This window comes from Peribacillus psychrosaccharolyticus ATCC 23296, assembly GCF_000305495.1.
Taxonomy (GTDB): domain Bacteria; phylum Bacillota; class Bacilli; order Bacillales; family DSM-1321; genus Peribacillus; species Peribacillus psychrosaccharolyticus.
Genome location: NZ_AJTN02000001.1, coordinates 39,707 through 46,478, shown reverse-complemented (window position 1 = coordinate 46,478; position 6,772 = coordinate 39,707). Strand labels below are relative to the sequence as shown.

Genomic DNA, 6,772 nt, shown 5'->3' with positions numbered 1-6,772 from the left:
TCTGTTCAAAAAAATCGGTTTTCGTCATACTGATTGATTCATCGTCAAACGTTTTGATCCAAGGCATTGGATTTTCACTGTATTCTTGATATAAATTATCGAGGCCGAGCATCCTGAGCCGTTTATTGGCAATATACTCAATGTATTCATTAAATTCCTCCAAGTCCAAATCTGCTTTATCTTGAATATCCTCAAGCATATATTCAGACCATTCCTTTTCAAGGTTTACTGCGTTTTCAAGAGTATAATAGATAAATTGCTTGTTCTCTTTATTATTTAGTTCAGGATACTCATACATTAATATTTGAACAAGCATGCCAACAAAGTCAAAGTGAACCATTTCATCTCGATGAATATATGAAATCATAGTAGCGGAGCCTGTCATCAGATTTTGTCTTCCTAAGTTGTAATAAAAGGCAAATGCTGAATAGAAATAGATACCTTCGAGATTGGTAGAGTGGATTAACGCTTCAAATAAATGCTGAGGTGTTGGTTCGTCAACATACGTCTGGTAGGCATCCACGATTGGCTGGTTTCTTCTTATTACTTGAGGATGCTGTTTAATCCGATCAAATAACTGTCTTTGCTGACCGATTGGAAGCAAAGAAGCCAAGATGTAAGAGTAGGATTCATTATGAATCGACTCTTGCTGGGCCATATTAGCAAGAATGGCTTTGGCAGCAGGGTCCTTAATAAAACGCATAATTTCAATGAGTGTAGGTGTTTGTAAACTGTCCATGCCTGCAATCATCGTTAGTATATCGAGAAAAACATCTTGAATATCCTCATCCAAATCCAACCACTGTTTTTTGTCTTGTATCATATTCACACTGGAAGGCTTCCAGAAGTTATTGATCAATTGTGTATACGTATCATAAAACTTCTCATATTGGATATCATTCCAGAGAAGAAAGCCAGATGCTTCCCCTTTAAAGACCCCTGTTGCTCGAGTTGGATGTGTAGGCTCAAGCATTCTGATTTTTTTGATGTGTTCATTCATTGGAACCACTCCTTTTCTTTATCTGTCTTAGCTGCTGCAGCTTTCACAGGCACTGCTGAATTCTGATGATGTAGACCGAACGTAATAGGTGGACTTCATACCGCTGTTCCAGGCTGTCAGATGGATATCGAGCAGTTCTTTTGCCTTAATTGTGTTGTGAACATAGAGATTAAAGCTAATGGCTTGGTCAATATGACGCTGGCGGGCTGCGTTTTGTTTTATGCTTTCTTTTTGATCTAAATGAAAACGAGTCTTTTTGTAATACTCATAAGTATTGGGAGTTAATCCTGGTGCCGTAACTTTGAATTTAAAGTTCTTCTTTTCCTCATAAAATTCAATTTCATATAATGGATCAATGCCGTCTGTCGAGTTTCCTATTTTAGCAGTCGACGAGTTAGGTGCGATAGCCATTAGATAACCGTTACGAAGGCCATGTTGTTTGACATCGTTTTTTAGCTGAAGCCATTTATCGTCCTCATACGTTCTAAGAGAGAAATATTCGCCTGTATGCCAGTCTGAGCCTTCGAAATAAGGATAACTTTCTTTTTCTTGTGCCAGCTGATTAGACGCTTGAATGGTTAAATAGGCAATTTGTTCATATAAGGAATCTGCTAATTGTATGGCCTCGTCGGATTCCCAGTAGATGTTTTTATTTGCTAACAGATGATGCCAGCCGAATGTCCCTAAACCGATGGCTCTGTAACGTTTATTGGATATTTCCGCCTGCTTGACAGGCAGGCTATTAACATCAATGACATTATCGAGCATTCTTACCTGAATCGGGATGAGACGCTCAAGAACATCGTCACCAACTGCACGTGGTAAGTTAACTGAAGAGAGGTTACAAACAACGAAATCTCCGCTTTTTCTTACGATGACCACATCTCCATCTTCGGTTGTGTACTCTTGTGAAATGGTTGTCGGACTTAAATTCTGCGCAATTTCTGTACATAAGTTGGAGCAGTATATCATCCCTTTATGTTTATTAGGGTTCATCCGATTCACTTCATCTCGGTAGAACATATACGGTACGCCTTCTTCTAATTGTGAAATCATGATATTCTTCATGATTGTAATGGCAGGAATCTTCTCAAAAGAAAAGTGCGGTAATGTTCCATCTTCGGCAGCTTGAACTGCTATTGCATACTGTTTGCGGAAGCTTCCTTGGCCTTTCACTTCATCAAAATGATCTTCAAGCGAGAACCCCAGTGTTTCTTTTACGGTATGCGGATCAAAGAGATACCACTCAGAACGGTCACGAACAGCTTCCATAAATAAATCCGGGATACAGACACCAGTGAAGATATCATGAGCTTTCAAGCGGTCATCACCATTTTGTGTTTTTAAATCAAGGAAGCTTAAAATATCCTTATGCCAGACATCAAGATAAATCGCAATTGCACCTTTGCGTTGTCCGAGCTGATCAACACTGACAGCTGTTTGATTAAATAAACGGATCCAAGGTGTAGTACCTGAGCTGTTCCCAGCAAACCCGCGGATATCTGAACCCAGGGCACGTATTTTACCTGCATATAACCCGACTCCACCGCCGAATTTAGACACTCTTGCTGCATCATAGTTTGCCATATAAATGCCGTCAATCGAATCATCAATGGCATCTATGAAACAAGAACTCAATTGACCATGCGATTTTCCTGCATTTGAAAGAGTGGGAGTGGCTACGGTCATATAGAGATTTGACATGGCCCAATAGGCTTCTTTGACAAGCTGAATACGCATAGACGGTTCATTGCGCATAATTTCCATCGCAATGATCATAAACCGTTCCTGAGGAAGTTCGTAAACAGCGTCTTTCTCTGGACGAGCCAGATAACGGTCATTGAGTAAATATAGACCAATATAAGAGAACAATTTATCTTTTTCAGGGTCAATGGTTGATTCAAGTTCTTCAATTTCTTCTTTAGTGTACGAAGCTAACAATTCTGGCTTATATACAGAGTAGCGTTGACCCAATTGAGGGGTGGAAAGCTGCTGAAGCAATCCGTAAAAGGAACCATAGGAAATCTTTTCACCGCGGTTAGCACGAGACTCTCTGTACATGGAATGAAGCAGCTCAGCTGCGGCCGCGAACGTCCAATCGGGTGCGTCGATATCGACTTTTTCGAGGGCCATTTGTATCAACTTTCTTGATACTTTTGCTTCACTAGAATCAGACTGCCTGTCCAGCCATTTTTGAAACCTAGTTTCGAATGATTTCATGTCTAGACGTCCTTCAAATTCCTTAGACAATATAGTGAATTGCTCCGAGCTATTACTTTTGGTCAGGTCTTTTGTTTGAATCATAAAATGAATCCTCCTATTTTTTAAACATAAAAAAATCCGCTCAAGGATTGTGAGCGGATTAAACGATAAGTGTAATAGGATACATGAAAGAAGGCATTACACCATCGTTTCATCATCTCAACCCCCGAAGAACAAGAAACTAAAGCAAGTTTAGGCAGGTCTCCTGACTCGTGATCTCCCTACTCTGAGCCCTTCCCATATCTAATTTGATACAGTGGTAATCTCATTTCGTCACACTTACAGTTGCGGGGACAGTACCGGGGTTACACCGGTTTCCCTTTTCAGCCGTTTCCGGCACCTAATCTAGCGTTTTCTATATATAGTTATGTTTTTTAAAAATCAATCTATATCTTGTGATTTAAGCTACTATAATCGTAAGCTATCTCTGGGAAAAAAACAACCATTTTCATTTGACCTGCGGAATTTATTTCTTAACAGGATAGAATCGATTGCTAAACTCCGTTTGAACTTGTTATAATCGTTAAGGTCATTATGGGTAAGAACGAAATGAATGGGATACTCCTCATAATGTACTTAGAATAATTTCTGGAATGAAACAATGAAAAAATGTGATAAAATAAACGTAACACTTTATAAAAAGTAAACTATATTTTTAATTGAAGGAGCATTCACGTGGAAAAAGTACTCGTTTTCGGACATAAAAATCCAGATACAGATACGATTTGTTCAGCAATTGCTTATGCTGACTTGAAAAAACAATTAGGGATGGACGCAGAGCCTGTTCGTCTTGGAGAAGTAAATGGAGAAACACAATTTGCGCTCGATACATTTAAATTTGACGCACCTCGTTTAGTTGAAAAGGTTGCTGTCGAAGCAGATGCTGTTATTCTTGTTGACCATAACGAACGTCAGCAAAGTGCAGATGATATTGATCAAGTTCGAATTCTTGAAGTAATCGACCATCATCGTATTGCTAACTTTGAAACAAGTGACCCTTTATATTATCGTGCAGAACCTGTTGGTTGTACGGCTACTATATTGAATAAAATTTATAAAGAAAACAGTCTTGAAATTCCAAAGGAAGTTGCTGGATTAATGCTATCAGCAATCATCTCAGATTCCTTGCTATTTAAATCACCAACTTGTACTGAACAAGATACAGCCGCTGCATTTGAACTGGCAGAAATCGCTGGTGTAGATGCTGAAAGTTACGGTTTAGAGATGCTTAAGGCTGGAGCTGATTTAAGCGGAAAGACAATTGATCAGCTGATTACCCTTGATGCAAAGGAATTTGCAATGGGTGATGCGAAAGTTGTCATTGCACAAGTAAATGCTGTTGATACAAATGAAGTAATGGCTATGCAGACTGAATTAGAAGCCGCGATCTCAGCAGTTATTGCCGAGCGTAACTTGGATTTATTCGTATTCGTTGTTACAGATATTCTGATTAATGACTCCGTAGTGCTGGCACTTGGCAGCAAGACAGACGCTGTAGAAAAGGCCTATAATACTGAACTCTTTAATAATGTTGCTGTATTAAAAGGGGTCGTATCACGTAAAAAACAAATTGTCCCGGTTTTAACAGATATCTTATCTAAATTAAAAAAAAAGAACGTATCGTTATTAGCGATACGTTTGTTTTTTAGTTTGTTTCATTTCTTTCTTTTTCATAGGCAATCACAATAACATCTTTATTAACCTGCTTACCGAGCTTATCCTCAAAACTTTTTACTTCATTAACTAAATCCTCAGATAGGCTGGCAGCTGTATAATCATTTTCCTTTTGCAAGTATTAATCCTCCTTTACATTTTTCTGTAGAGGGAATTAGTATGTGCCATGGTTCCATTGATTATACCGTTAGTAATTACTTACTTTAGGCAGTTTTTTTATTAAAAACAGCGAGGCGTTCAACTAACTCACTGCTTGCTCTGTCGAGTCCAATGAGGTGAACGGTTTTCCCTTGCTCTCGGTATTTTAAAACAACTTTATCAACAGCACCGACCGCAGAATCATCCCACAAGCGGGAATGAGTAAAATCAATGATAATGGTCTTAACCGATTCTTGAGCGGTCAATTTATTAACAAAATCACTTACAGATGCAAAGAAAAGCTGTCCCATCACTTGATAGGTTACGTCTGTTGATGTTTCCATTTTTTCGATATGAACACGAGATAGTTTTACTGAGAAAAAGATCATGCTTAAAATGACACCGGCGAAAACACCCTTGGAAAGATCATGTGTATAGACAACCGTAAATACGGTGACTAGCATAATAAAGGTATCACTCTTAGGTGTTAAATGAAGCCTTTTTAATGATGACCAGTCAAAGGTTCCAATTGAAACCATAATCATAACGGCCACAAGTGCGGCCATAGGAATTTTAATGAGGACGTCATTTAAAAGGACAATTAATATCAATAAAAAGACCCCTGCAACAAAAGTCGATAATCTTCCGCGGCCTCCTGATTTAATATTGATTCCTGACTGTCCGATCATGGCACATCCTGCCATACCACCAAAGCAGCCCGCGATAATATTAGATATTCCCTGTCCGCGTGCTTCTTTATTTTTATTGCTTTTAGTATCTGTCAAGTCGTCCACAATTTGAGCAGTTAAAAGGGATTCAAGCAAGCCTACAAAGGATAGAGCAAGTGAATATGGAAAGATAATGGACAGTGTTTCGAACGTTAATGGAATGTCCGGAAGCATAAATAAAGGCAATGCTTGTGTCAGCTCGCCCATATCACCGACTGTCCGAACACCTGCACCTGTGGCTATAGCAATAATGGTAATAACGATTATTGCTACGAGTGCAGAGGGAATGACTTTAGTGAATCGTGGAAACAAGTAAATGATGGCGAGAGCCCCTGCAGTCATTACGTACATAATCCAAGTTTCTCCAACAAAATGAGTTAATTGAGCAGTGAAAATTAAAATGGCTAATGAATTTACAAACCCAGTCATGACTGGACGAGGGATAAACTTCATAAGTTTACCGATCTTACAGACACCGAATATAATTTGCAGAATTCCTGTCAGAATAGTTGCAGCAAGTAAATACTGCAGACCATAATCTTTTACAAGGTCCACCATAACAAGTGCCATTGCCGCAGTAGCAGCAGAAATCATTCCGGGTCTTCCGCCTACAAACGATATGACCACAGCGATACAAAAGGATGCATAAAGACCGACCATTGGGTCAACCCCGGCAATAATTGAAAAAGCAATCGCTTCTGGAATGAGTGCGAGTGCCACGACAATTCCTGATAATATATCACCACGGATATTGCCAAACCATTCTTGTTTAATTGATTGGATAGTCAAAATAGTTCTCCCTTTTCTATAAAAAGTACCGAGACTTTATTAATATTGGTGTTGAATAACGAACTAGATTATACCATGGTTCAGAAATACATGCGGCTTAATTTACAAAAATGGTTAAATGATAATGCATACATCAAAAAAAGCCTGAAGAAACAGGCCTTCAGGCTTTTAAATACATATG

General features: G+C 38.9%; 4 protein-coding genes, 1 pseudogene and 1 riboswitch. Of the genes and pseudogenes, 1 reads left to right on the top strand and 4 read right to left on the bottom strand.

All coding sequences use genetic code 11. The annotated features are described in order from the left end of the window. Together WYK_RS00210 and WYK_RS00205 are read right to left on the bottom strand one after the other, a co-directional pair. Window positions 1–1,000, bottom strand: a 1,000-nt coding sequence (locus WYK_RS00210) for a ribonucleotide-diphosphate reductase subunit beta (protein ID WP_040372270.1), incomplete at its 3' end; no start/stop codon positions are given. Between the two features lie 27 nt (window positions 1,001–1,027). Next, window positions 1,028–3,304: a ribonucleoside-diphosphate reductase subunit alpha gene (locus WYK_RS00205; RefSeq protein WP_040372268.1), complete on the bottom strand. Its 2,277-nt coding sequence runs from the start codon at window positions 3,302–3,304 to the stop codon at window positions 1,028–1,030. 136 nt (window positions 3,305–3,440) lie between these two features. Beyond that, window positions 3,441–3,621: riboswitch (cobalamin riboswitch) on the bottom strand. Window positions 3,622–3,937: 316 nt separating this feature from the next. Here WYK_RS00205 and WYK_RS00200 point away from each other — a divergent pair. After that, window positions 3,938–4,867 (top strand): annotated as a pseudogene (locus WYK_RS00200) (manganese-dependent inorganic pyrophosphatase); the annotation flags it as partial. 40 nt (window positions 4,868–4,907) lie between these two features. On the opposite strand, the gene WYK_RS24715 reads toward WYK_RS00200, so the two are convergent. Together WYK_RS24715 and WYK_RS00195 are read right to left on the bottom strand one after the other, a co-directional pair. Further along, window positions 4,908–5,054, bottom strand: coding sequence for a hypothetical protein (locus WYK_RS24715; protein ID WP_161629082.1), 147 nt, complete (start codon window positions 5,052–5,054; stop codon window positions 4,908–4,910). A gap of 85 nt (window positions 5,055–5,139) precedes the next feature. Next, window positions 5,140–6,591 carry a SulP family inorganic anion transporter gene (locus tag WYK_RS00195; protein ID WP_040372267.1) on the bottom strand — a complete coding sequence of 484 codons (1,452 nt, stop codon included), beginning with the start codon at window positions 6,589–6,591 and terminating at the stop codon, window positions 5,140–5,142. Window positions 6,592–6,772: the final 181 nt, after the last annotated feature.